The sequence below is a fragment of the Paenibacillus nicotianae genome (assembly GCF_042681745.1).
GTDB lineage: Bacteria > Bacillota > Bacilli > Paenibacillales > Paenibacillaceae > Saccharibacillus > Saccharibacillus nicotianae.
Map to the genome: position 1 here is coordinate 603,572 of NZ_JBHUGF010000011.1, position 23,943 is coordinate 627,514.

Annotated in this window: 24 protein-coding genes; 13 read left to right on the top strand and 11 right to left on the bottom strand. The window is 39.6% G+C overall.

The genetic code is table 11. The features are described 5' to 3' along the window. The first annotated feature begins 218 nt into the window (after positions 1-218). From ACFSGI_RS21440 to ACFSGI_RS21455, 4 genes are all read left to right on the top strand, one after another. Entirely contained in the window at positions 219-1,106 is an 888-nt protein-coding gene (locus ACFSGI_RS21440; protein WP_204826229.1) for a formate/nitrite transporter family protein, read from the top strand. 202 nt (positions 1,107-1,308) lie between these two features. Then, positions 1,309-1,725 carry a GNAT family N-acetyltransferase gene (locus ACFSGI_RS21445; protein WP_204826230.1) on the top strand — a complete coding sequence of 139 codons (417 nt, stop codon included), beginning with the start codon at positions 1,309-1,311 and terminating at the stop codon, positions 1,723-1,725. 116 nt (positions 1,726-1,841) lie between these two features. Further along, entirely contained in the window at positions 1,842-3,047 is a 1,206-nt protein-coding gene (locus ACFSGI_RS21450) for a sensor histidine kinase (RefSeq protein ID WP_204826231.1), read from the top strand. Between the two features lie 249 nt (positions 3,048-3,296). Beyond that, entirely contained in the window at positions 3,297-4,514 is a 1,218-nt protein-coding gene (locus tag ACFSGI_RS21455; RefSeq protein WP_204826232.1) for a sensor histidine kinase, read from the top strand. A gap of 125 nt (positions 4,515-4,639) precedes the next feature. Here ACFSGI_RS21455 and ACFSGI_RS21460 read toward each other — a convergent pair whose 3' ends face one another. The 3 genes from ACFSGI_RS21460 to ACFSGI_RS21470 all read right to left on the bottom strand — a co-directional run bounded on the left by ACFSGI_RS21460 (position 4,640) and on the right by ACFSGI_RS21470 (position 8,318). Continuing rightward, positions 4,640-6,277 (bottom strand): copper amine oxidase N-terminal domain-containing protein, encoded by a 1,638-nt coding sequence (locus ACFSGI_RS21460; protein WP_204826233.1) that lies wholly within the window; start codon positions 6,275-6,277, stop codon positions 4,640-4,642. A gap of 591 nt (positions 6,278-6,868) precedes the next feature. After that, a complete protein-coding gene (locus tag ACFSGI_RS21465) occupies positions 6,869-7,315 on the bottom strand; it encodes a carboxymuconolactone decarboxylase family protein (protein ID WP_204826234.1) in 447 nt (148 codons plus the stop codon). Between the two features lie 88 nt (positions 7,316-7,403). After that, a complete protein-coding gene (locus ACFSGI_RS21470) occupies positions 7,404-8,318 on the bottom strand; it encodes a sigma-70 family RNA polymerase sigma factor (protein ID WP_204826235.1) in 915 nt (304 codons plus the stop codon). A gap of 154 nt (positions 8,319-8,472) precedes the next feature. On the opposite strand from ACFSGI_RS21470, the gene ACFSGI_RS21475 reads away from it, so the two are divergent. Both ACFSGI_RS21475 and ACFSGI_RS21480 read left to right on the top strand, forming a co-directional pair. After that, positions 8,473-9,711, top strand: a complete 1,239-nt coding sequence (locus ACFSGI_RS21475) for an MFS transporter (RefSeq protein WP_204826236.1) — start codon at positions 8,473-8,475, stop codon at positions 9,709-9,711. 75 nt (positions 9,712-9,786) lie between these two features. After that, entirely contained in the window at positions 9,787-10,284 is a 498-nt protein-coding gene (locus ACFSGI_RS21480) for a GNAT family N-acetyltransferase (RefSeq protein ID WP_204826237.1), read from the top strand. Here ACFSGI_RS21480 and ACFSGI_RS21485 read toward each other — a convergent pair. After that, on the bottom strand, positions 10,272-10,691 hold the full coding sequence (locus tag ACFSGI_RS21485; RefSeq protein WP_204826238.1) for a hypothetical protein: 420 nt from the start codon (positions 10,689-10,691) through the stop codon (positions 10,272-10,274). The genes ACFSGI_RS21480 and ACFSGI_RS21485 overlap by 13 nt on opposite strands. A 279-nt stretch (positions 10,692-10,970) precedes the next feature. Here ACFSGI_RS21485 and ACFSGI_RS21490 point away from each other — a divergent pair, with 279 nt between their 5' ends. The 3 genes from ACFSGI_RS21490 to ACFSGI_RS21500 are packed head-to-tail and all read left to right on the top strand — an operon-like array spanning position 10,971 to position 15,260. After that, positions 10,971-12,695, top strand: a complete 1,725-nt coding sequence (locus tag ACFSGI_RS21490) for a response regulator transcription factor (protein WP_379284442.1) — start codon at positions 10,971-10,973, stop codon at positions 12,693-12,695. After that, positions 12,692-13,780, top strand: coding sequence for a HEAT repeat domain-containing protein (locus tag ACFSGI_RS21495; RefSeq protein ID WP_204826240.1), 1,089 nt, complete (start codon positions 12,692-12,694; stop codon positions 13,778-13,780). The genes ACFSGI_RS21490 and ACFSGI_RS21495 overlap by 4 nt, the downstream gene beginning before the upstream one ends. Next, entirely contained in the window at positions 13,761-15,260 is a 1,500-nt protein-coding gene (locus ACFSGI_RS21500) for a glycosyltransferase family 2 protein (RefSeq protein WP_204826241.1), read from the top strand. The genes ACFSGI_RS21495 and ACFSGI_RS21500 overlap by 20 nt, the downstream gene beginning before the upstream one ends. Before the next feature lie 112 nt (positions 15,261-15,372). Here the strand turns inward: ACFSGI_RS21500 and ACFSGI_RS21505 are convergent, their stop codons facing one another. Next, the gene (locus tag ACFSGI_RS21505; RefSeq protein WP_204826242.1) at positions 15,373-15,921 is read right to left on the bottom strand and encodes a GNAT family N-acetyltransferase; all 549 of its coding nucleotides are present in this window, start codon (positions 15,919-15,921) and stop codon (positions 15,373-15,375) included. Between the two features lie 78 nt (positions 15,922-15,999). Continuing rightward, positions 16,000-16,260 (bottom strand): DUF2164 domain-containing protein, encoded by a 261-nt coding sequence (locus ACFSGI_RS21510; protein WP_204826243.1) that lies wholly within the window; start codon positions 16,258-16,260, stop codon positions 16,000-16,002. A 211-nt stretch (positions 16,261-16,471) separates the two neighbouring features. On the opposite strand from ACFSGI_RS21510, the gene ACFSGI_RS21515 reads away from it, so the two are divergent. Continuing rightward, positions 16,472-18,163: a glutamine--tRNA ligase/YqeY domain fusion protein gene (locus ACFSGI_RS21515; protein WP_204826244.1), complete on the top strand. Its 1,692-nt coding sequence runs from the start codon at positions 16,472-16,474 to the stop codon at positions 18,161-18,163. A 188-nt stretch (positions 18,164-18,351) separates the two neighbouring features. Here the strand turns inward: ACFSGI_RS21515 and ACFSGI_RS21520 are convergent, their stop codons facing one another. After that, complete coding sequence (locus ACFSGI_RS21520) at positions 18,352-19,557, bottom strand: MFS transporter (RefSeq protein ID WP_204826245.1); 1,206 nt, start codon at positions 19,555-19,557, stop codon at positions 18,352-18,354. 103 nt (positions 19,558-19,660) lie between these two features. Here ACFSGI_RS21520 and mobA point away from each other — a divergent pair, with 103 nt between their 5' ends. From mobA to ACFSGI_RS21535, 3 genes are all read left to right on the top strand, one after another. After that, positions 19,661-20,308 carry a molybdenum cofactor guanylyltransferase gene (gene mobA, locus ACFSGI_RS21525; protein ID WP_204826246.1) on the top strand — a complete coding sequence of 216 codons (648 nt, stop codon included), beginning with the start codon at positions 19,661-19,663 and terminating at the stop codon, positions 20,306-20,308. A gap of 237 nt (positions 20,309-20,545) precedes the next feature. Beyond that, entirely contained in the window at positions 20,546-21,217 is a 672-nt protein-coding gene (locus ACFSGI_RS21530; protein ID WP_204826247.1) for a TorD/DmsD family molecular chaperone, read from the top strand. Positions 21,218-21,357: 140 nt separating this feature from the next. Beyond that, positions 21,358-21,558, top strand: coding sequence for a hypothetical protein (locus ACFSGI_RS21535; RefSeq protein ID WP_204826248.1), 201 nt, complete (start codon positions 21,358-21,360; stop codon positions 21,556-21,558). A gap of 5 nt (positions 21,559-21,563) precedes the next feature. Here the strand turns inward: ACFSGI_RS21535 and ACFSGI_RS21540 are convergent, their stop codons facing one another. From ACFSGI_RS21540 to ACFSGI_RS21555, 4 genes are read right to left on the bottom strand one after another with little or no spacing between them, the layout of a single operon-like run. Then, positions 21,564-22,505 carry a 1-phosphofructokinase family hexose kinase gene (locus tag ACFSGI_RS21540; RefSeq protein ID WP_204826249.1) on the bottom strand — a complete coding sequence of 314 codons (942 nt, stop codon included), beginning with the start codon at positions 22,503-22,505 and terminating at the stop codon, positions 21,564-21,566. A gap of 14 nt (positions 22,506-22,519) precedes the next feature. Next, the gene (locus ACFSGI_RS21545) at positions 22,520-22,834 is read right to left on the bottom strand and encodes a DMT family transporter (RefSeq protein ID WP_204826250.1); all 315 of its coding nucleotides are present in this window, start codon (positions 22,832-22,834) and stop codon (positions 22,520-22,522) included. Next, positions 22,834-23,199: a DMT family transporter gene (locus ACFSGI_RS21550; RefSeq protein ID WP_204826251.1), complete on the bottom strand. Its 366-nt coding sequence runs from the start codon at positions 23,197-23,199 to the stop codon at positions 22,834-22,836. The genes ACFSGI_RS21545 and ACFSGI_RS21550 overlap by 1 nt, the downstream gene beginning before the upstream one ends. A 41-nt stretch (positions 23,200-23,240) precedes the next feature. Beyond that, complete coding sequence (locus tag ACFSGI_RS21555; RefSeq protein WP_204826252.1) at positions 23,241-23,837, bottom strand: TetR/AcrR family transcriptional regulator; 597 nt, start codon at positions 23,835-23,837, stop codon at positions 23,241-23,243. Between the last annotated feature and the right edge of the window lie 106 nt (positions 23,838-23,943).

Sequence of the window (23,943 nt, forward strand, 5' to 3'; positions counted from 1 at the left end):
TTTTATATCATTTCAAGCTCCCAATTATCGTTATCAAAAGTCTACCCCTAACAAAGCCTGTACAGTCCCCCACTGTACAGGCTTTTGTGCTTAATTTCACAAATTCTTTTTCATAGTGACATTTGTTACTTTTTTCACAAAGTAGTTGTATTAAAATTGAAATATGAAAAGGTAATTTAATTATGCGGATATAGATGCTTATAAGGGGGATGCAACACATGGCTTATTACAAACCACAACAAATTGCAATGAATACGATTGAGACAGGAATCATCAAAGCCAAGTCGACCTGGATACAGATGCTTGTGCTTGGTTTTCTAGGTGGAGCTTTTATTGCATTAGGATTTTTATTAGATATTCGAGTGATCGCCAATACACCGGAATCATGGGGAAGTTTTGCTAACTTTATCGGAGCGGCGTTGTTCCCTGTAGGCTTGATTCTGGTACTGGTTGCAGGTGGAGAACTATTAACCGGTAATATGATGGCTGTTCCATTAGCACGGATGGCGAAGCGAATCAGTACGCTGGAAGTGGCACGTAATTTACTAGCTATTACTGTCGCTAATCTATTAGGTGCTTTGTTTGTCGCTTACTTCTTCGGGCATGTGGTGGGATTAACCGAGACCGGCCCTTACTTGACCAAAACAGTAGAAATGGCAGGGCACAAATTAGAAGGAAGCTTTGCACAGATGTTTTTATCCGGGATCGGTTGTAACTGGTTGGTAGCTCTAGCTGTCTGGTTATCTTATAGTGCGGATAGTATTAGCGGTAAAATACTCGGTATCTGGTTCCCAACGATGGCATTTGTCGCTATCGGATTTCAGCACGTTGTCGCTAATATGTTTTTGATTCCAGCAGCGATCTTTGCAGGGTATTATTCCTGGGATATGTATCTGATGAACTTTATTCCGGTATGGCTTGGTAATCTAACCGGTGGAGCGGTATTTGTAGCAGGAATTTATTTCACCGCTTATATCAAAAAAGAAAGCCAACTTGCTCCAGACGGTTCAGGGCATACTCAACATAATGAACCTACCATTTCAACGATGCCAGCAGTATCGGCTACAGCGACATTACCGTTGCAACATAGCGATCAAGCACATTAATTCAAATCAAGTATGATTAAAAAGACCTTCAAGTGGATGAAGGTCTTTTTGATGTTATAGAGTAATAGATTATAGAAAGAATAAATAGACATAAACAAAGTACTGTATTAATACTTTATTGTTTTAGCATATAATCTTCTGATAACGAACTATAATCAAAAAATTGTTCCACCACTATCTCCGAAAGAGCAGGTGACTTCTTTTGCCTATTCAAGAACTATCCTTAGACGAAAATCTACTACAGATCGGAACATTTCTAGATCAGCATAATATGAATAACAATCTTCAAATTCCTGCTTATGAAAGTATTCCTTTCTCACTGGCTGCTTATGAAGGTGAGCAGTACATCGGTGGAGTGACAGGATCGATGGCATGGGGGCTACTTTATATTCGTTATCTGGCGGTTGATCCTGTATACAGAGGGCAGGGCGTTGGAGCGAAGCTGTTACAAGCGATTGAAGATCAAGCAAGGCAACAGGGTGCTAGAATAAGTGAATTGACGACAATGAGCTGGCAAGCCCCACATTTTTATATCAAATATGGATATGTAATCTTTGGAGAAATTAAAGATATTCCGATCGAAGGACAATCGAAAATATACTTACAAAAGCGTCTATAATAGATATTTATAAATGGTAATATATTATATAATTATAAATATGTAGTATATTGATATTGGTATTGGGTAATAGAGAAAGAACGATGATCTTATACTGATTCATCAGGAGTGTATAAATGAAGCAAAATAGCGAGTGGAGTGCGAAACAACAAGAGCTAGAAGCTGAAAATACTCATTTAAAATCTTTGGTGAATGAACATATGGAATATTGTAAAATGGCGGAGCAAACGTTACAGCATAACGCTACATTTTTGGCTATGATTAGTCATGAGATTCGTACATCGATGAATGCGATCTTATCACTTACTGAACTGCTAGAACAGACGTCTATTGATGAAGAACAGCGATATTATCTAGAATTGATGGATACCAGTAACTCCACACTGATGTCGCTAGTGAATGATATATTGGATTTGAGTAAGATGGAAGCAGGCGAGATGAAATTAACCAAAGAACCTTTTGATGTGATCAATACGATAGAAGATTTGTTGTATTCTCTTGCTCCTTCAGCTTTTCAAAAGCAAGTGGAAGTCATTCTGGACGTGGAATCTGAGATTCCTTTATTTGTGATGGGAGACGTACTCAAAGTCAGACAGATCATAATGAATCTGGCTCAAAATGCGATCAAATTCACCCATCAAGGTGAAATACAGATTTCAATGGTAATGCTTGAATCAACCGAAGAGTTGACTTCAGTCAAAATCGTAGTTCGTGATACAGGTATCGGGATGTCTGAAAAACAAGTATCTCGATTATTTCGTAATTATAGTCAAGTTCATGAGTCGAGTGATCAGATGTATGGCGGAACAGGGTTAGGGCTAGCAATTATTAAGCAATTGATTGAATTGATGAATGGAAAGATCGAAGTGAAAAGTGAAGTGGATGTAGGAACCGAGATAAATATAATGCTAGATTTTGAGAAGTATACAGAAGTGCCTGCAATTCCTTTCAAAAAAGATATATTATCACTAATGAATGTGATGGTACTGGATCAGAATAAGACCAGTAGCGAATTAATCAGTAATCTTCTGACAGAGTGGGGGGCTAATGTAACGTACCGTTTAGAAATGAATGATGAATTTTTTACAGATATTCAAGGGTACCCCTACGATCTAATTCTTATTGATCTGCGTACTATAGATGAAGATCTGTGGAAACGGGAAAAAGAAAATTTGAAAAAGCAATCACTGGCTGTTCTGGCTCCTTTGGGCGATAAAGTTGAAGAAGAATCTACAGATATGTTTAAAGCGGTTATTACGAAGCCTATACGGAAGCTTCATTTGTTAAATGGAGTATTGGCGATAGAAATAGAAGAAAATTAACGAACAGCTAGACCTATTCAAAGCTATGAATAGATCTAGCTGTTTTTGTGCTGAGCTACTTTGAAATAAATGATATTATCTTCATTCTAGCGTTGTGAAATGTATTATAACGTATTGTTATTTGCTAGAGAAAGTTCATTATTTTCAAATATAGTAAGCTATTTCTAGCAGTTTGCTTTATGATAAGGTAGAGGATAGACGCAGAATGAACGACAAAATATATAGGTACGGAAATAGAGGTGTCTGACTATGACTGATAAGAATTTACATGCTCTTACAGAGAACGAAAAGAAATTGCAAGCAGAGATCGAACGATTACAACTTTTAGCAGAAGAACGTTTGGAAGCGAAAGTAAAAGCTGAGAAAGCAGATGGGAATAAATCTGCCTTTATCGCTACGCTAAGTCATGAGATTCGTACACCGATGAACGGTATTATTGCAATGGCAGATTTATTACAGCAGACTTCACTGGATGAAGAACAGGTTCGATATACTGAGATTATTCAATCCAGTAGTGAAGCTTTGATGAATCTGGTCGATAATTTGCTGGATATTAGTAAAATGGAAGCTGGAAAAATGGTTTTGGAACAACATCCATTTGATCTTATTAATACCGTTGAAGATTTGGCATATGTGCTATCTCCAACAGCTTTTGAAAAACAAGTACAAGTTATACTTGATATAGAATCCGATATTCCGTTATTTGTAATTGGCGACGCGCTCAAGATTCGGCAGATTTTTATGAATATTTTGCAAAATGCAATCAAATTTACACACTCGGGAGAGATTTTAATCTCCTTATTTTTACTGTCTACTGTTAAAGAAGAAGATATTCATGTCAAAATTGCAGTTAGAGACACAGGTATAGGAATGTCAGAGAAGCAACTGGGTGTTATTTTCGATAGTTATGCTCAAGGGCACAGCAATGAATCTCATCATTATGGTGGAACCGGTCTAGGACTTGCGATTACCAAAAGTCTGGTTGAATTGATGGGTGGTGAAATCTACGTTAATAGTGAATTTAATGTTGGAACTGAATTTAGTGTTGAAATCCGATTTGATAAGTATACCGACTTGCCTTCAATTCCTTTTGAAAAAGATATATTAGTAGATATGAATATTATGGTGCTCGACAGCAATTTAACAAGCTTGGAGCTAATGACCAATACCCTTCAAGGATGGGGAGCACGAGTAGCGACTGCTTCAATGATGGACAATAATTTTATCCATAATGTATCGACACATTCATACGATATCTGCTTGATTGATCATCAGACGATTGACTTCGAAAAGTGGGATTTGGAATTAGACAATTTGAAAAAACAGCGTATGTTATTAATGGTACCTTTGGGGAACAAAATAGATGAAGATTTTAGAGGACGATTTGAGACGGTGATTACCAAGCCGATCCGTAAGCTTCATTTACTTAATAGTATTCTAGCGTTGCAAAAAATCAAAAAACACTAATGATTTGTAGGTAAGCTCAAGCAATCATTATATAGAAAGGGCACTTTAGAGAATGAACTCTAAAGTGCCCTTTGCGTTGATTGTATTTATGAACAGATATGATCTAGCGTATAGAAAAGACTAGATTACATAGATTTAGTTAGTGTGATTTCACCAGTAGATTTATTCCATTTAACATCCCAACCTAGCAATTCAGTGATGGAGCGTAAAGGAACCATTGTTCTACCATTGCTATCTACCATAGATACCGCTTCGATTTTTTGAGTTTTACCGTTAACATCAACAGTGTTTTTACCAACCCAGAATTTCATAGTATCTTTACCAGCCATTACAGTTACTTGACCAGCAGATTTATCCCAAGCTACTTTAGCGCCAATACCTTCTGCAAGGTAACGCAATGGAATGTATGTTGTACCATTTTTCACCATAGGCATAGTATCCATAGTTGTCATTTTGTCGCCAACTTTAAGTTGTTTGCTGTTTAATTTCATCCATACTGTCATCATAGAAGCATCTTTAGCAGGTGTTGCTGGTTTAGCTGGCATAGGTTTAGCAGCAGCCATTTTGAATTTATCAGGGTATTGTTTTACAATTGCGCCACCCAAAGCTTCGCCGATACCGAACATTGTTTTAAATCCTTCACGATCTGCTTTGTATGCAGCTTCATATTTCTTAGCAGCATAGTTGTCGATAACCATTTGAACTTGATCTTCATGAGCGACCAATGCTTTTTTAGCAGCCGCAGCCGGCAAGTTGTTTGCTGTTGCTGTTCCTAAGAATGTAGAGAATTCTGTTGTGAAATCAGTAATACGATCTTTTACAGCTTGTAGAGATGTTTTGTCACCTTTTTTCAATGCTGTTACATAATCGCTTTGTGCTTTGATATGGTTAGTGACCCAGATTTTTTCGAACTGGTTACCACCTTCTGCACCATATATCGAAGTGATCGCTTTTTTGAATGCTGCTGTGTTGCTAGCTTCAGCTTTGATCAATGCTGCGGAATCTTTATCTTCGCCACTGTATTGTTTTTGCATTTGCAATACAGACAATGCAAAGTGTTCTGCTGCCAATTGGTTTAGTGCAGAGCGTAGATCAGCCGCTGGTGTGTCTACAGAACCGTTGTTGAATTTAGCAGGGTTTTGAGCAACGATTGCTCCTGATAGCGCTTTACTAACAGTGAACATAGTTGCGAAACCTTCACGATATTCAGTGTAAGCACCTGTGTAATCGCCAGCTACATATTTTTCAAATACATCTTGTACTTGATCTTCATGTAGACGAAGAGCTTGAGCTGCTGCTTTTTGTGGTAATTTGCCACCTGTAGCTGTTGCAAGGAATTTGGAGAACTCATCTACAAAGCTTTGTACTTGAGCTTCTGCTTTTTTGATAGCAGCTTTATTATCCATTTTCGTTGCTTTTACCAAGTTGTCTGTGTATTTGTTGTGAGCACGGAAGATTCTTTCAAATTCAGCCGCGCCTGCTTTACCGTAGATCGCTTCGATAGCAGGTTGCATGTCTAGTGCATTTTGATCCAATGCATCGTACGCTTGTTTAGCATCAGGTGCACCTTCGTATGCTTTAGTCATCGCTACAACAGCTAATGCGAAATGCTCGGAAAGTAAGTAGTCTAGTCCTGCACGAAGGTCAGCAGCTTTTGTGCTAACTGTAGGAGTCGCTGTTGTTGGTGTTGCTGCGAATGCTCCTGTTGTTGGAAGAAGTAAAGAAAGACTTAATGCAGGTACAATTAGTTTTTGAATTTTCATAAGTAAGCTCCCTTTGTGTTTACATTTTTTGGTGAAGCAATGTTGCTGTCCATACACAGATGAACGAAAGATAATTGTTTTTGGATCACTTTATTTATTTTTTTATTTCAAAAGTGAGGCTGAAGCGAAGTCATATCATGCTACACATGCAGTCATGACGACTGTTTTTCCGTTATACGTTCTTGACCTTGCCTGCCCGATCACCAGCCCCACTGTAGTAGAATAATGGACTTACCTTTTTTCACTTGCATACTCACGAATAATGTATAAACACATTTTCCAGAAATTAAACTAAGTATCTTATCTAATTTTATAGAACAGCAGAAACAGGAGAAAAGAGAACAAAAAAAGTGCCCTTGTTATAAGGGCACTTTGGTCATATATATGTATGCTATAGGGGTAGAATACGTTCAAACAAATGAAATCCGCCATAGTGCGGTTCGGGGGAACGAAACCGTAATATGGCGGATTCCGGGAGTGGTCCATGATATAGCAGAAGTGAGAACGAAGGGGACATCATTCTCGCCAATTGCCGTTACTTATTGTTAAACACGGACACAAATATTGAAACAGGTGATTTATAAATTTTTTTTAATCTTTACAACCAGGAAACATACCGGTTGAAATTGCGATTCGATTCCAATTATTAATCGTGTTAATGGCTACAATTAGATCCATATATTGTTTCTCACTAAAGTATTGTAACACTTCATTGTATACATCTTTAGGCACGCCTTGCACTGTAATTTCAGTCACTACTTCTGTAAGATGAAGTACTGCTTTTTCAGCATCTGTATAATACGTACATTCTCGCCATACACTGGTCAAAGCGATACGTTCTTCCGTTTCACCCATTTTTCGTAAGTCGCGTGTATGAGCATCCAGACAGAAGGCACAGCCATTTATTTGTGAAGCGCGAATTTTAATTAATTCATACAAAACAGGGTCAAGATTTTGTTCTTTGATAAATTTCTCCATTTGTCCCATAAGGGAATAGACTTTCGGATGTACTTTGTAATAATCCATACGTGTTTGCATGTGTGATCCTCCTGAGATATTGAATAGTTATAAGCTTTATGTAGGCTTATATAGACTAGACCAATGAGGAACACGATTTGTGACAAGCTTAGCGAATTTTATCTGGATTAGAGATCATAAAGATATGATCGACTTGTCCATATGCATTATATCTGAATGAATAAATCGCTACCGTTACCCCTTCACGTTGAAGTTGTAGACCGATATCTCCATTGATCGATATGATCGACCATTCTCCTGTAAGTGAACCTTTAGCCGCAATACCATTGAAAAATGAAATCACACGTCGACGATCGAAAATAGGACGTAAAGCGGATTTGACTTTACCACCGCCATCTGTGTAAAGACGCATATCTTGTTGAAGTAATTCTAATAAAGAAGAGAAATTACCAGTTTGAGCGGCTTGTAAAAAAGCTTGAGTAAATGCTGATTTTTGTTCAAAAGAAACAGATTGAGAATGTTGAGCGGCTTGTAGTTTGGGGAGCGCACGACTGAGTATTTTGCGACATGACGCTTCCGAGCGATCCAGCCATAACGCGATATCCCGATAAGGAAAATCAAACGATTCTCGCAACACAAAGATAGCCCGTTCGATAGGTGTTAATTGATCGAGCATGACCATGACGGCATAACTAATATCGTCTTTGAGAATAGTCGAAGTATCGGCACTTTCTGTTAACAAAGCTGTATGTTTGGAGAGAGAAGATGAATAACTTTCGGTAACTTGTGGTTCAGGCAACCATACCCCCGGATAATCTACACGTTTTATACGTGCTGATTCCAGTACATTTAGACTGCGATTGACAGTCGATTGAATCAGGTAGGCACGTACATTATGGACGTGGTCTTGATTCCATTGAGTTGTACTAAGATGGATAAAAAGGTCTTGTACAATATCTTCTGCTTCGGTACGCATACCTGTGATACGATAAGCAACAGATGTTAACAAAGACCGATATTCTACATATAAAGATTCGATGTGAGTACTAAATAAAGAAGTCATATAGGGTCTATCTCCTTATTAAGATCAGTAATACGATAGGGATTATCGATGTACAGCGTTGCATGGGACACTTGCTGAATTTCTATTCTCTATATCATACTAAAAATATTGTGCTTATTCTGTGCATGCTCAACAAGAAAGGAAATTTCATCTTATGAATTGGCTTAGATCATATCCACGCGAAATACAAGTTTTTTTGCTAGCGAGCCTGATCAGTGCTGCAGGTGGATCATTAATGTGGCCACTGACTACACTTTATGTCTATCAGGAACTCGGTCGCACGATGACCGATGCAGGGTTTGTTGTCCTTTTACAATCGCTAGGTGGTATTGGTGGACAATTGCTTGGAGGTACATTATATCATCGTTTAGGTGTCAAAAAGTTAATCGTAGGTTCATTGTCATTGAATGCTTTGTGTTTGTTTGCATTGCCTTTTGTCAGTCAGAACTGGCATCTGTATATGATTACGATGATCTTTGTAGGATTATTTAATGCAATGTCTTTGCCAGCTATTCAAGCATTTATTGGCTTTCGCTTTGCTGATCGGCGCGGACAATTATTCAATATTGTCTATGTTGCGAACAATATTGGAGTTGCGCTAGGAACGGCTTTATGTGGCGTGTTAGCAGATATTTCGTATCATTTAACATTTGTGCTTAATGGCGTAAGTTGCGCGCTTTTTGCTGGTTTCTTTTTGATCTATTTGACCAAAATCGGTGAAGGCGAACGTCCTCCAACCGAGCAAGAAGATGTACATAACCCGGGACGACCACAAGTAAATACAGAAAAGCGTCCATTATGGTTGTTGGCACAAGTGAGAGTCTACTTATATATGGGGATCGGTTCTTTATTTCTATGGTTAGGCAATTCGATCTGGAATACAGGGGTATCTCCTTTTATCGTTAGTTCAGGTATGTTGATCAGTTATTACAGTCTATTATGGACATTAAATGGGATATTGATCTTTGCAGGACAGCCATTCGTCAATTTCATTCGTCGGGTTGCTGCTCGTACCGCAGAAGCTCAAATGACAGCAAGTGCTTTGTTTTATTTGTTTGGTTATATCGTTATTCTCGGATTTCATAATTATCCGGCGATGATTGTAGCGATGATTCTGATTACATTTGGCGAAATGCTATTATCTCCAGCCATTCCTTCGTATGTCTCGGAAAAAACAGGTCTGTATGCTCCATTTTATCTAGGGGTTGCAGGTGGAATCGGTGCAGTCGGACGTGTAATTGGGCCTTATATTATGGGTGTATTTTACGATTCCGGCGGACTTCATCCTGTAGCATGGGTCGCTGTACTAGCAGGCATACTTTCATTAGCTTTCTTTATGATTCATCATTATGTACAACGAAAAGCCGTATCGCTTTCTTCATCTGCTAGCTAATACTTGAGCATAAAATGAATGATATACTATACTCAGAGTACAAAAGACCAAATAGATAAGAGAAGGTGCGTATACATGTCGGTTCAGCCTGTTGATCAGTTAGTGACTCGATTATCGATTATGAATGATGCTCAATATTTAATGGAGATTGATCATTTAGTATGGAATGATAATAATACTCCATGTGTATTGCAATACGGATCACGTCAGCAATATTTGCAAGATCATCCACCGGGTACGCAACTGGTTGCTATAGCAGGAGAACAGATCTGCGGATATGTAGGATTTCAATATCCTACTCACGTCTTTACCAATCAACATGTATACGATATTCATATTGCGATTCACCCTGATTATCAAGGTAAAGGGGTAGGACGCAAATTGATCGAATCATTAGGTGAATTTGCTCGGTCGCAACACGTTCGTAAATTAACTCTTCGTGTGCTGTCTACAAACAAAGAAGCCTTCCAATTCTACAAAAAACTAGGCTTTGTAGAAAACGGAAGACTTCCTGAAGAATTTTATATTAACGGGCAATATGTGGATGATATCTTGATGACTTACTGGCTGTAGGAGGTCTGACCATATACACTCTTTGTAATGAGATCGGTCAATTCTTCTTTTTGTGCCCGGTATGTATCCGGTGACAATAATCCTTTATGGAGTCGTTCATTTAACATCTCTGTCATCTGTGCTACCTGCAAGTCGATTACGGCTTGCGGGTTTTTGTTATGTCGACGTGCCGTTTCTGCAAGTGATCTGCCTTCATATAAATCTTCATAGACATCCTCATCCGACGAAGCGCCAAGTGTACTTAGGAACGTGTCCTGTTGCTCACTCGTCAACGAAGAACCAGACGCACTCGATGGCGTTTGAGCATTTGCTTCTTCCCCTAGCAACATGCTGCTGATCGCAAGTCCTAGAAGCAACGTACTGATCATCGCTTTACGTGAACGGTGGTTTTTTTTCGTGCTTTTCATCATGGATACCTCATTTCATACTATTGATTAAAAGTAGAGCTCAAACCTTTAACGTAATTGGCTCTATCGTTATCTTAAACAGGTTGCCTTAAAAGAAACTTAAAGAAACGTAAAGGTAAGCTAAAACCTCTATTTTTTGTTTCAACCTTGTGTCAGATTCTTTACATATTTAGTACCAGTATTTTCTATTGGTGTGTCTTTATGGTTAAAGTTTGAATCGATATATCCGATAATAGAAAGTAGAGTAATTTAGGCAAAGGGGGGTTATTTGTGAATCGTATGTTGAAGTACCAGATTCTTTTCAAACTTCAATTACAAGAAAAATTGCAAAAAATGCTAGAACCTCATGCACAGATTCCAGAGCAGGAATTATATCGGCTAGCACATTCGATTAAAGGAACAGCAGGCACAATAGAATTACCTGAATGGTACTCCGAAGCATTACGTTTACTCATGACATTCAAAGAAGACGGTCAACGTGTATTTGACCATGAACAAATGGTTATTATATTAGAACCTTTATATGAACTTATACAGCAGTCGAATCTGGAGCCTGAAGTAAGCGAGACTCCGCCAATCCATAAAATACCCTTTACTATAACATCTCCTGTCAATACGGCTAAAGCCCGCACTGTCTTGATTATTGATGATGATATCGGACTACTTACATTACTAAAAGATGAACTGGTTAATCAGAATTTCACTGTGTTAGCAACGACAGAGCCTGAAGAAGGATTGGCGTTGTTTTATGATAAACGTCCTGATTGTGTAGTGTTGGATTTGGTATTACCGGGTATGAACGGATTTGAGTTGTTAGCACAGATTCAAGACTTGTGTGAACGTCATTTTATTCCGGTTATGATTATCAGCGCTTCAGGCAACAAAGAAACCCGGATGCATGGTTATGCGATGGGAGCCGAAGATTTTATGGTAAAACCGTTTGATCTGGACGAATTTTCGTTGCATATACGCCGTTTAACCAGTAAAAGAATCAAGCTGACAGAATTACTGTTGTTAGACAGTGTCACCGGGGCATACAGTATGCCTTTTCTAGAACGTGAATTAGAACGATATCAAGAACAATCCAGAGTGCATGCGACAGAAGTATCATTAATCGTTATCGATCTGCAAGGTCTGCGAAATTACAACAAAACGTATAATTTTGCTAAAGGTGACCAGTTGCTACGACAAGTCTCAGATACGATTAAATCGTCTCTACGTGTAGAAGATATCTGGGCACATGAACGTGCAGGACGATTTTATTTGCTACAACCAGGTAGCTCATCTGCTCAAAGTAGTGCTTTTATTGATCGTATTCTGTATTCACCCAAAGTAGCGTCTTTGATACCAGCAGGGATGATGCGTATTCGCTATGGAGTAGTACCGGTATTTGCTACAACTGATCGATCACAATTATTTGATCAGGTGAATCAACAATTGTTACATTTACATGCGTCTTTGGAGCAAGGGACATCGGTAACCTCAATACCGTTACAGACATCGTCCAGAATGAATGCATCTATAAATGCTGAACCTGCTATTCCAGAGCCTGTTGTATCAGAATCTACTAGCAGTCCAGCTCTAGCACCTAAGGTATCTGCTAATGAACCTTTACGATTAGCGATTATTGATGACGATCCATTAATACGTAATATTTTGGAACGACAAATGTTCGATCTCGAACAAGAATACTTACTGGATATTCGAGTCTATACAGATGGTAAAGAATTTTTAAATGATCCCTGGCATGATGAGTCTGCGCAATATGTACTGATTCTGGATCGGATGATGCCACGAATCAACGGCATGGAAGTCCTTTCCCGTCTACGTGGCGAAGCAAACTCCAATTATACGGTACTGATGTTAACAGGAGTCGATGATGAACAAGGTATTACAGAAGCTATACGCGCAGGAGCTGATGATTATATGACAAAGCCATTCAGTATGATGGAATTGGAAGCGCGAGTACGACGTTTGCTTGGTAAAGTAGGGGCAGCCTTATGAGTATTGAAAATATATTAATTACGATCTGGTGGGCAACGGTTGGGGTTGTATCATTGATTATCGTATTGCTCCTGTATCTGATGTTTCGTAAATACCAACGGAATCGGCGATTACAGGCGATAGAACGTGTTACAGAGCAACTTGCCAAAGCAGATTCTGCGCTAAATCAGTATATTTTGACAGGCGAACGCTCTCGTAAAATGCTGGCTAAAAGTGATATAGAGCAACAAGCGATTGAAGAAATGTTGATTCACCGCTTATCACTGAGTCGCTCCAAAGATGAAACCGAGCGGATCAGAGAATTAAGTGAGTATTATTTTGCAGAGTCGTATGCAAGCGATTTGCGTAGTTCTCGTTGGAGTACTCGAATTAATGCATTACTGTATATTGAACAATTTCAGATGATGAGTCTTCAAGCAGAACTTTTACAGGCGTTACAGCGCAAAAATTGTACAGGCGATGAGCGCTTTTTGATTTTGAGAATTCTGGCTGTGTTTCAAGCATCTGAAATTATGGATGAGCTAGAATCAGCAACCATACAATATTCAGAAATTCAATTATTGCAACTGGTGTTGTTAATACGAGGAGAATTGTTGGAACAAATGCTTCAGCAGTTCGATCAATATACTCCCAAATTACGATATATCATTATAGATAGTCTGCGCATCAACAATATTCGTACGCAAGAAGTATTGCAATTGTTAGAGAAATGTATGGACTCTAAAGATAAAGAAATGCGTATTCGTGCGATGAAAGCACTCGCTAATTTTGGGTATATGAGCCCTGAAGCAGCTGATCGTATGGAACAAGCAATGACTGAAGAACAACCTGTATCATGGCAAGAACGATTGATGAGAGTCAAAGTTATAAATAGTACGCGTGATGAGCGCTTTTTGCCGTATTTGGAACAATTGGTTAGTGACGATTCATACGAAGTTCGTCTGCAATCTGCGCAAGCGTTACTTCGCTATCGTCAAGGTGTAGCGATATTAGAACAAATTGCTACCGATCATCCTGACCGATTTGCAAAAGAAATGGCGCAAGAGATCCTGGAAAGGAGAAATTATGAGCGGAATGTGGGCTGACCTGGGATTGGTTGTTTACCATATCGTTGCTGTGATCACGATATTATACGTCGCTTTTTCAACCGGAGCGTATTTATTGATGTATTTTGCTGCTGCCAAAGATTTGCGTAAAGACAAAGATGTGAGCGGGCTTCAATATAGCAAAGCACTTGAAAACGAATTAGCTCCTTTATCGATTCTTGTTCCTGCTTATAATGAAGGTGGTAATATCGTATCCAGTGCCCGTTCACTGCTGAGTATTAACTATAAGCAATTTGAAGTGATCGTAATTAACGATGGTTCCAAAGACGATACCGCACAACGGATGATCGATGAATTTGATATGTCGCCGATTTCCAACCGTGTTCCTTTTTCAGCTTTGGGCAAGTCTACAGCACCGATTCGCAATATTTATCGTTCTTTACAACATCCCAATTTGGTACTGGTAGATAAAGAAAACGGTGGTAAAGCAGATGCGCTTAATGCAGGCATTAACGTTTCGCGTTATCCATACTTTGCTTCGCTTGATGGAGATACTGTACTGGATACCGATGCTTTTATCAAAGTGATGAAGCCTATTATGGAAGCGAAGCCGGGCGAAGAAATTGTAGCTACTGGTGGGAGTGTAGGGATTGCGAACGGAAGTATCGTAGATACAGGTTATCTGAGCAGTGAAAATGTACTGTTATCTCGTAATCCGTATGTGGTGATGCAAGTGATCGAGTATTTACGTGGTTTCTTAATGGGACGGATCGGTCTCAGTAGCTTTAATATGTTGATCCTTGTATCGGGAGCATTTGGTGTATTCAAAAAAAGCTGGGTTATCGAAGTAGGCGGTTATGAGACAGAGACAATCGGTGAAGATATGGAACTGATTGTTCGTCTACATCGTCTGCTACGGAAGAAAAAAAGCAAAGGTCGTATTATCTATATTCCTGAACCTGTCTGCTGGACAGAAGCCCCGGAAAGTCGCAAAATCTTACGGCGTCAACGGATTCGCTGGCAACGTGGATTATTCGAAAGTCTATGGCGTAACAAAGACATGCTGTTCAATCCGCGTTATGGACGCATTGGATTCGCGGCTATGCCATTATTTATGTTTGTAGAGCTATTTGGGCCTGTGGTCGAATTAATTGGCTTAATCATGATTGTATTAGGTCTGGTTCTCAAAGCAGGAGCAGGCTGGGAAATTAGTGCTTCATTATCACTTATGATGATTTTGTATGGTTCGCTGTTATCGACAGGTGCTGTATTATTTGAAGAATGGCGATTCCATCATTATAACCGCATATCGGATGTATTCCGGTTGGTGCTTCATGCGTTATCCGAATCATTCTGGTATCGTCCTATGCTCACCCTCTGGAGAGTAATTGGACTTGCGCAAGCGATTCGTGGTAAAAAAGCTCAGTGGGGCGAAATGACCCGTGTGAATGTGATCGGTGGCAGTTCAGACACAATCAAAATGCGACCGGAAAGCCCGCTGATTCAACCTAAAAAATAAACGCTTGTACCTTTCATGATAAAAAGCTACTTCACCTGCAATATGCAGAGCGGAAGTAGCTTTTTGTAGTTAGATGATCTATTCTATTTTGCGCAAAAAAAGATCAGCTAGATTATCGTTTTAATTTCCATTCTTGTTGAAGCATTCCGTATACAGCATGATCTACATAACCAATCGGTAACAATTCAGCTTCCCGAATAATGCCTTCTAAAATAAAGCCCAGACGCTGAGGAACAGCGCGACTGCGATGATTACCGGTAGCACAGCGAATCTCAACCCGATGCAGATTCAGTTCAATCAGTGCGTAGTCGATAAATACACGAAGAGCAGAAGTTACCAGTCCTTTGCCTTCATAATTAGAACCGAGCCAGTATCCGATACCGACCGAACGATGATTCCAATTGATCTCATGAAATCCGATAATACCCGCCAATTGACCTTTATACCAGATACCCGCGTTAAAAGCGCCATTTTCCAGCGCTTGGGTCATCGAAGAACGCACATATTCTTCACTAGCAGCTACCGAGTTGGTCGCGTCTACCCAGGCTAACCATTGACGTAATGAAGAACGGGATTGATCGATCAACTGATAAATAGGACGAGCATGACTGGGTTCAAGTGGCCTTAATTCGATTTCTTCATCCAATTTATATGTAAACATCAAAGTATACCCTCTTTCTTAATCGAATATGAAATGAAGTGGACCGGATAAGATGTGTAGATTAGAGTAGTTCATGATTTAACGACGCGGACGAAGAGGAGGGTGTTGTTCCAAAGCATAAATATCTTCTTCCAGTCCAGCCATACGTTCATTTAACGTGGTACGACAATCCGCTAAAGCTTGATTATAAATAAGAGGCCCTGCCGACTGCAAAAAGAAATCAAGTACCGAATCAGCCGCCAAATCGCCTATGCTTTCGCCACGTTCGATTTCAAAAAAGTGCTGGATTTGCGCAATCATATGTTCACGCTGTTCTTTCGGTAGTGTCAATGGTTTCATGCTTCATTACTCCTTTGTACACGTTTATACTACATGCTACCGTATTCAACCTCTAGCGTCAAAGCCATTTAGCATCAAAAATACGGTTGTTAGAACAGGACAAAGGTCTCTATCTAAATCGTCATATCCTTGTCTAACTTGCCAGAACAGTTATAATGGAAGTATTGGATTATTCCTGTAAAACAAACTGAACGATGAAAGGTTGATTGACGTGGAGCATACAAATACCCCGCCTAATTTTATAAAAACAGTAATTGCGGAAGACCTACAGTCCGGTAAAGTTAATAAGGTCGTTACCCGTTTCCCACCAGAGCCTAACGGTTATCTCCATATTGGTCATGCCAAAGCCATCTGGATTAACTTTGAACTTGCGAAAGAGTTCGGTGGTAGTACGAACTTACGCTTTGATGATACGAATCCGGCAAAAGAAGATGTAGAATACGTAAAATCGATCGAAGAAGATGTAAAATGGTTAGGTTATGAATGGACAGGCAAATATTTTGCTTCCGATTATTTCGATACGATGTATGAAAAAGCAGAATTGTTAATACAAAAAGGATTGGCTTATGTTGATGATCAATCGGCTGATCAAATTCGTGAAATGCGTGGAACATTAACCGAGCCGGGTACTAACAGCCCGTATCGTGAACGTAGTATTGAAGAAAACTTGGATTTATTCCGCCGTATGCGTGCAGGTGAGTTCGGTAATGGTGAACGTGTATTGCGTGCGAAGATTGATATGGCTTCACCGAATATCAATTTACGTGATCCGGTAATCTACCGTATTGCTCATCTAGAGCATCATAATACAGGTGACAAATGGTGCATTTATCCAATGTATACTTTTGCTCATCCATTAGAAGATGCGATAGAACATGTTACACATTCGCTTTGTTCGATTGAATTTGAAGATCAACGCCCGTTTTATGATTGGGTGATTCGTGAATGTGAAGTGGAAGCAGAACCTCATCAATATGAATTTGGTCGCTTGAACTTAGCACAGACGTTAACAAGTAAACGTAAGCTGAAGCAACTGGTCGATGAAAATATTGTGGATGGTTGGGATGATCCTCGTATGCCGACAATCTCAGGATTACGTCGTCGTGGATATACACCGGAAGGTATTCGTGCTTTTGTCTACGAGACAGGTATTTCTAAGAGTCAAGGCGTTGTTGATCTACAAACACTAGATCATTTTGTACGTGAAGACTTGAAATTGCGTGTGCCTCGTACAATGGGTATTTTGCGTCCACTTAAAGTGGTAATTACCAACTACCCTGAAGGACAAGTAGAAATGTTAGATGCTGAAAATAACACTGAAAATGAAGAAATGGGTATTCGCCAAATTCCATTTTCACGTGAAATTTATATCGAGCAAGATGACTTTATGGAAAATCCACCGAATAAATATTTCCGTCTATTCCCGGGCAATGAAGTTCGCTTGAAACATGCTTACTTTATCAAATGTAATGATGTCATCAAAGATGAAGAAGGCAACGTCACAGAAATTCATTGTACGTATGATGTAGAAACGAAAAGCGGTAGCGGATTTACCGGACGTAAAGTTAAAGGAACGATTCACTGGGTGGAAGCAAGCCAAGCAGTTCCAGCGGAATTCCGTCTGTATGAGCCATTGATTACAGCGGAAGAAGCAGACGCAGAATTAACCGATGAGAACGAAGAAACTACTGAAAAAACGTTTTTGGATTATTTGAATCCAAAATCACTTGAAGTGGTGCATGGATTTGTAGAACCTGGTTTGAAAGATTCCAAAGCGTATGACCGCTATCAATTTTTCCGTCATGGTTATTTCAGTGCTGATCCGAAATACACCATGCCAGGTGATCCGGTCTTTAACCTTGTTGTATCAATGAAGAGTTCTTTCAAATTGCCAAAAGCATAAGAGTGATCTACCTCTATAACAAATCAAATAAGAATAAATAGTATCAAAAAACCGCCTGTTCTCAATTAGTGAGAAGGGCGGTTTTTATTTGATCTATTATCAAACTGTAGAGTATTGGATATGGTGCAAAAGATAACGTTGATATCATGCATAGATATTGTATAACCTATTCAAGCTTATCAACGGCTTTAATACTGTTCGTCTTCTTCATCCATCCGGTATTGCGTGCGCTTCACATTGAGCCACATCGATGCGAATCCGATCGCTCCGACAAAGGAAAGAGCTACACCGGCTAGATACATTTGTTCTGAACCGAAGTTCTGAAATAACCATCCACCGAGAAAACCTGCAATTACACCGGAGACACCGCTCCATGTCATCGTATAGATCGCTTGCCCTGAGCTACGGAATGCTTTGGGAACAAACATCATCGTAAGCTGTGTACCGACATAGAAATAACCACCAAATGTCACCGCATGAAGTAATTGAATCGCGATAATTTCCCACGGGCTGGTTGCTTCCGCCATCAAAAACCAGCGTAACGTGAACAGCAGACTTACAATCGCTAACCAACCGATCATAAATGAAATATTACGCTTCAAATACCGATCAAATAACAAAAACAAAGCCGCTTCAAAAATAGAAGAAGCAAACACCGCCCAGCCGACCATCGATTTGGTTCCACCGAGTTCAACGATATACAGCGATACAAACGTACTGTTCATCGCATTGGGAATCGCAACCAGAATACCAAATACAATAAAGCCGACAAAATATAAATTACCGAGTAATTTCTTCATCGCATAGCGATTCATCGTTGCTGATCCACCCGGTAACTTGTTCTGTGGTGGCAATAACAAAATGATACCGATTGCAATAAGAAGCAGCACTGTAAACACCGTACCGATTTGGGATACGCCTAATCGATCAATAACAGGGCCTGCGGCAACAGCCGTTAATGCCCAACCTAGTGAACCGTATAAACGAAAACCGCCAAACTTTTTGGGTGTACCATCAATATAACTAAGAATAAGTGTATTACTTTGTGCCAGCATCGGTGTCTGGAAAAAGAAAAATACCGTCATCACAATATAAATAATCGTATAATTGTGCACATGAAAAACAAGCTGAACCATCAGCAACGTACCTAGCATCATAATCAGTAGTACAAATCGTACATTTTGTAGACGATCACCATAAAATCCCCAAAATGGATTAGCAATTAATGAGATTAGTGGGCCAATCGCCATCAAAGCACCAATCTCACTCTGGCTCATTCCGATATCTTGCAGGTATAATTGAAAAAAGCTCGTAAAAATAACCAGTGTTCCATATATAAAAAAGGTAAACCATCGTAATGGTGTAAAAGTAGTGTTGTTTATATTCGGATGCAAAGCCAGCCAATCCTTTCATCGGACATTTCATTCACTGTAGCATGTGTTGAAAAGGGATACAAACCAATTTTGTTTATTTTTGGAGTAGAAAGGATAATTCATGATGCTATCCACTTTTAAATATACAGGTATTATTTTAGCAGGTGGTCAGTCTAGCCGTATGGGTCAAAATAAAGCATTATTATTTATTGCTGATCATACCATTATTGAACGTGTAGCCCAAGCGTTACAACCGGTTACTTCGTCATTATGGATCGCAGGTAATCCTACAGCAGATTATTCATTTTTGCGTATTCCGAGCGTACCTGATATTTACCCCGGACAAGGCCCGCTTGCCGGTCTACATACAGCGTTATCACAGATTAGAAGCGAGTGGTATGTAGTCAGTGCTTGTGATCTGCCTTTTGCCAGTACTTTACTTATGCAACATCTGATAGCGCAAACCAATACCGAAGGTGTGCAGGCGATTATTCCGATGCAAGCTGGACGTATTCATCCACTGTATGCTGTCTATCATCAAAGTGTATTGCCATCACTTCAATTAGCATTAGAACACAATCAATTACGTGTACGAGATTGGTTAGATCAGCAACAGGTACAATACGTAGAGATCGAATCATTATATCAACCCGAGAGCACGTTACACTCTTCTTTTCAAAGTATATCGGAGTATAGCTTGTATAATATGAATGATCCGCAGTCGTATGAGCAGGTTTTGCAAATTTTGAAGCAATATCCTTCTTTATTGTAGCCAGTCTGTGGCATAAGTCCTTTTGAAAGCGTGACAAACATGACTATTTTATGAACGTATACGTAAATTGCCCCTAATGCGTAGAAAATAGAGTACAATAAAGACAGATCAACAAGTCAAATGATGAACCACAACGTATACGTTTACTAACGATCAAACCTATATATTGCTTCAAACCTTTGATGTCGGAATTCAATTATTTAAATATGTGAATATTATCACAAGGAGTGATGTAAGATGACTATGTATACAGAACCGGAAACGCATCAATCTCGCCAAGAATGGTTATACAGTCGTGTAATGACGTATCGTCTGCTTAGTGAAATGTTAGAACGCAAACCTACCTTATCCAAGTTAATCGAATGGAAAAAAGAAGCTTCCAAAATCAACCGTCTATTTACAAATGATTATGCTTTGCTGAATACACTGGAAAATACAAAGCTACATGATATTATGCAATATGCTCGTCAAGAATGTGCAGAATATAGCCAGTTGTTCGAGCAAGATCAACAGGTGAATTATCCACCTCAAGCGTCGTATTATGTAACGAATGAGCAAGGGCGTACTGCTTATGAAGCTGTTGTTAATGCAGTATATGCTCGTGCAGGCATTGCTTTCAAAAAAATGGATCATGAAACAGATGATCATATCGGTATTGAATTAGAATTTATGGCTTTATTAGCTGAACGCTCTGCCGAGACAGATATGCATTCATCTAACCGTAAAATGATTGCCCAAATGCAGATCGAATTTTTGGAACATTATTTAATTCCGTGGGTTCCTTCATTCTGCGCTGAACTTGGTAAAACCACTTGCAGTCCGTTGTATCGCGAATGGGCTCAGATGTTACCGACGTATTTACAAAATGATCTAAAAGAACTTCAGCACATTGTGACACGCCTAGCATAAAAGGAAATCCCTATTTCATGACAAGAATAATCTGAAATAGGGATTTCCTTTTATGTTATAAAATAATAAGAATTTTTTTCCAATTCTGTGTGTCAAATCAGTCATTTCAGTCTAATGATTGGTAAGGGAGGTTTACTGCCTTGAATAAATACCATTGCCTCAAACAATGTATTGTCGTAAAAGCAGTAGACAGAAAAGCGGAATTTCCATCGCTCGATTGGGCGCGTCAGTATGCGTTAAAGGAATTAGTACCACAAGAAATTAATTTTGTGGTAAGCGATGGAGATACAGGTCAAATTTATATGGATGTTCGATTCGGTTCGCACACCAAAATCCCCTGAGTACATTATGACTCAGGGGTTATTTTTATTTGCTGAAGTATATGTTGTACGTCGTGTAGATCTACTTTGCCAGCAATCGGTTGAAGTGCACAAGCACTACCACAAGCAGCGCCATATCGAAGCATTTCTGCAAGATCACCACCACGATAAGCGGCTGTTACCATGCCTGCTGCCATGGCATCTCCGCTTCCAAGAGCACTGACAATATCTAGCTGTGGCACATGCAATCGATAACGTGCCGAACCTTGAGCTGCTATCGCTCCATGTTTGCCTAAAGAGATCGTAGCCATCGGAACACCATGATCAAGCATAGCGGTTAATACATCATCTAATGTCTGATCCGAATAGTGATCAGCGTAAGGGATACCAGCCCATGCACCAGCTTCATCTTCATTAGGCTTCACCAGATCAGGAGCAGCTTGTAATCCGTAACGTAGCGCGTCTCCACTTGCATCCAGTGCTGTTTTGGCACCTTTGGCTTTGGCAATCTCTATCAGTGTCGCATACAGATCAGCAGGGCAACCTTCAGGAATACTACCGGAAAATAATACCCATGCTGACGTACTAGCTACTTGTGCAATCTGCTGTTCCAAAAGAAGCAACGATTCAGACGTTACATAGGAAGAAGCTTGCTCGATCAATTCAGTCTGTGTGCTGTGCTGTTGATCCAGTACAGTGATAGCTAGCCTTGTTTCTCCTTGTACTTCGATAAATTCACAGTGTACGCCTTCTTGTTGCAATAGAGATTGCATTTTCTGTCCATTGTAGCCTGCCATAAAGCCTGTTGCTGTAACCGATTCACCCAGAGTATGGATCACGCGCGCAGCATTGATTCCTTTGCCACCAGGAACCGTAATCCCTGGTAAGCGATGCACCTGATCTATATGAAAAGCAGGAGCACGATAAATAATATCTAGCGCTGTATTCAACGTAACTGTTGTTATCAAGTACGATTCACCTCTTACGCAATCAATTTAAGTCCAATAGCTGATGCAATAATCATTGCGATAAATAAAATGCGTAGTCCACTTTTGGCTTCGCCGTACATAAACATACCGACTAATGTACCACCGACTGTACCGATTCCTGTCCAGATGGCATAAGCAGTTCCCATCGGAATACCGTTCATGGCAATCGTTAGACAAGAGAAGCTCCCTGCAAATGTCAAAATCATCAAAAGATAATTTAGCAAGGACTTCTGGCGAACAATACGGTTCATCATAATTACACCAACCACTTCAAATCCACCAGCCATAACAAGTGCTATCCAAGACATTATGCTTCACCTGCTTTCGCTGTAGCAGACTGAGCTTCATCGTCGGTGCCATTATCAGTTACTAATTTCAATCCCGCTACACCGATCATCAATACAAGAATCAGTATTACTTTAAGCCAGTGAAAAGGTTCACCGAAAATAATCATTTCAGCAGCGACCGTTCCGGCTGTGCCGATTCCAGTAAAGACTGCATAGACTGTCCCTACAGGTAAGCGAGTAGAAGCTTTGATAATAAGATAAAAGCTGATTGCTATCCCTATTGCAGTGAGTAGCCATTCCAGCGGAGTTGCAGCGTGTTTTAGTCCAGATACCCAGACGACTTCGATACATCCTCCTATTAATACGTATAACCAATTGCGATTCATAATCAGTCTAATCTCCTTTGTTGCTCGTTAAGCAATTTCAATCAAGTTGTGGTCGCCGAGAGAGTGACCCCGCGCCAGTAAATAGGGAAAATCACCTGTAACCGTTGTACCGATCGAGAAGGTTCACTGTACAACATATCGATCATGACTCCATCGACTACGGTCATGTATCCTTTTGCCGCTTCAATGGTAGGTACAACTAACAGCAGATCATACTGATCTACATGCACATCTAATAATCGCAACAGTCTTGCTTCCAAATCATCGATCAAAGCGTACACCAGAGGGATAATTTCTTTTTCCGAAGCCATATGTGGAAAAAAACACATTCGCATCACGAATTTGATGATGGCATCATCTGAATACTGTTGTTGTAAAAATACGATCAATTGATACAAACGCTCTTGTAATGGAATATGCACATGACGAATCATATAACGAATAATTCGTCGCTTAAATTCACGTAAGGTCTGACGAAGTACATGCAGAAATAAATCTTCTTTACTTTTAAAATGAGCATAGATCGAAGGTTTTTTGATCCCTGCTTCACTAGCAATATCAGCCAAAGACGTTCCTTCATATCCATGTTGTGCAAACTGAGAAAGAGCTATCGTTAATAACTGTGGCTTTGTTGTCATATAGACACCTTCCTAACGGTCGTTAGGTAATATTATTGTCTTTTACAGAATGTTTGTCAAGACAGAGGAATAAAGGTGTTATTTTTGTGCAAGAAGGATATAGTTA